Below are 2,483 nucleotides of genomic sequence, written 5' to 3' on the forward strand. Positions count from 1 at the left end.
AGATGTGTATAAGAGACAGCACCCGCCCCGTTCGACCCACCATCGGAGAATCCATGGCCGGCCATTTCGAGGCCACCCCAGGCGGCGGCGCGGCCGTCGCGCTCGACGAGGTCGAGATCTCCATCCTGCGCTCCCTCGCCGTCCAGCTGCTCGAACTGATCGGCCCCGGCGAGACGCCCGCCGACGGCGAGGACCCGCTCGCCGCCCTCTTCGCCGAGGGCCCCAGCAAGCCGCCGTCCGACCCGGCGCTCGCCCGGCTCTTCCCCGACGCCTACGGCGGCCCCGACCGGCCCGCAGAGGGCGGAAAGCCGGAGGAGGAGCTCCGCGAGCTGTCCTCCGAGTTCCGCCGCTTCACCGAGAACGACCTGCGTTCCGGCAAGCGGGACGACGCCGTCGCCGTCGTCCGCACCCTGGACGCGCTGTCGCCCACCGGGGAGGGCGGCGCCGTCCTCACCCTCAGCGGCGACGAATGCCGCAGCTGGCTGCGCTCCCTCAACGACCTGCGCCTGACCATCGGTACCCGGCTGGAGGTCTCCGACGAGGACGAGGGCGGCGAGGGCTCGCTGTACCGGCTCCCCGACGCCGATCCGCGCAAGCCCATGGTGATGGCCTACCTCTGGCTCGGCGCACTCCAGGAAACGCTCGTCGAAGCGCTTATGCCGTAATGCCGTGAACAGAGAGGGCGCCCCCCCGCCGCGCCGGGACGGGCGCCCTTCGTTCGCTCAACGGACGCTCAGATCCGCATAACGATCGCACCAAGCCGTCCGGCCTTTTCGTGCCGGACAGAACCCCTTGCCCGCTTTTTCCTGTGTCCTGCGCCACAGAATGTCCCACCGTGCCCCGTGACGGCCGTGATAAATCTTCACGACCGCCCGGGGACGCCACCCCTGTTCCCGGGGGCGCCGCAAACCGGCCGAACGCCGGCGGCACTCCATCCATATCCGGGGGGATCAGGACCTGATCCGCAGCCTTGTGAGGCGCGGATCGGCGTGGAGAAAGGCGCATCACCATGACATCGGCGCAGGTCGACGAGGGACAGGTAGACAAGGGCCGGCCCGGCGACGACGCCGGGACCGGTGGCGAGGGATACCAGCGCGGTCTGGGCGCTCGCCAGATTCAGATGATCGCCATCGGCGGAGCCATCGGCACCGGGCTCTTCCTCGGCGCGGGCAAAGCCATCGACCGGGCCGGACCCAGCCTCATCCTGGCCTACGTCATCGCGGGCCTGGTCATCTTCTTCATCATGCGGGCCCTGGGCGAACTCCTCATGTACCGCCCGGTCTCCGGCTCCTTCTCGGAGTACGCCCGGGAATTCCTCGGCCCGTTCTTCGGATTCGTGACCGGCTGGACCTACTGGCTCTTCTGGGTCGTCACCGGAATCACCGAAGTCACCGCCGCCGCCACCTATATGACGTACTGGTGGAACATTCCGCAGTGGCTGTCCGCCCTGGTGTTCACCGTCATTCTGTACGGCGCCAACCTGATCTCCGTGAAGCTCTTCGGTGAGCTGGAGTTCTGGTTCTCCATGGTCAAGGTCACCGCGATCATCGGCATGATCCTGATCTGCGCGGGCGTCCTCACCGTCGGATTCTCCGACGCCGGCGACACCGCCACCGTCGCCAACCTCTGGAACGACGGCGGCTTCTTCCCCAACGGCATCACCGGCACGCTCATGACGCTCCAGATCGTCATGTTCGCCTTCCTCGCCGTGGAACTCGTCGGCGTCACCGCCGGGGAGTCCAAGGACCCCGAGACCGTGCTGCCCAAGGCCATCAACACCGTGCCGTGGCGCATCGCCGTCTTCTACGTCGGCGCGCTGATCATGATCCTCTCGGTCGTGCCGTGGTCCACCTTCAAGCCCGGCGTCTCCCCGTTCGTGAAGGCCTTCGAGGAGATGGGGTTCGGCGTCGGCGCCGCCATCGTCAACTTCGTCGTCCTCACCGCCGCGCTCTCCTCCTGCAACTCCGGCATGTACTCCACCGGCCGCATGCTCCGCGACCTCGCCCTCAACGGACAGGGCCCCCGCGCCTTCACCAAGCTGACGAAGAACGGCCTGCCGCTCGTGGGCACCACGTTCTCCGCCGCCCTGATGCTCGTCGGCGTGGGGATCAACTACCAGTGGCCGGGCGAGGCGTTCAACTACGTCGTCTCCTTCGCCACCATCTCCGGCATGTGGGCCTGGATCATGATCCTGGTCAGCCAGATCCGCTACCGCCGCATGGCCGACGCGGGCCTGCTGCCGCAGTCCTCGTTCAAGGCCCCCGGAGCCCCGTACACGAGCTGGTTCGCCCTCGCCTTCATCGGCATGGTCATCGTGATGATGGCGATCGACAAGGACGCCAGGATCTCGCTCTACTGCGCACCGCTGTGGGCGCTCATCCTCTTCGTCTCCTACCGGGTGCTCCAGTCACGCACCCCGGAGAAGACCACCGCCAACACCCACTGACCCCGGGGGCGGGCCCCACACCGCCCCCCTCCCGGAC

General features: G+C 67.9%; 2 protein-coding genes. Both read left to right on the forward strand.

Annotation, left to right across the window (positions count from 1 at the left end):
- Nucleotides 1–53 precede the first annotated feature (53 nt).
- Nucleotides 54–665 carry a DUF2017 domain-containing protein gene (locus HET64_RS38140; protein ID WP_215111806.1) on the forward strand — a complete coding sequence of 204 codons (612 nt, stop codon included), beginning with the start codon at nt 54–56 and terminating at the stop codon, nt 663–665.
- A gap of 344 nt (nt 666–1,009) precedes the next feature.
- The gene (locus HET64_RS38145; RefSeq protein WP_215111805.1) at nt 1,010–2,446 is read left to right on the forward strand and encodes an amino acid permease; all 1,437 of its coding nucleotides are present in this window, start codon (nt 1,010–1,012) and stop codon (nt 2,444–2,446) included.
- Nucleotides 2,447–2,483: the final 37 nt, after the last annotated feature.

This window comes from Streptomyces sp. McG3 (genome assembly GCF_018619185.1).
GTDB lineage: Bacteria > Actinomycetota > Actinomycetes > Streptomycetales > Streptomycetaceae > Streptomyces.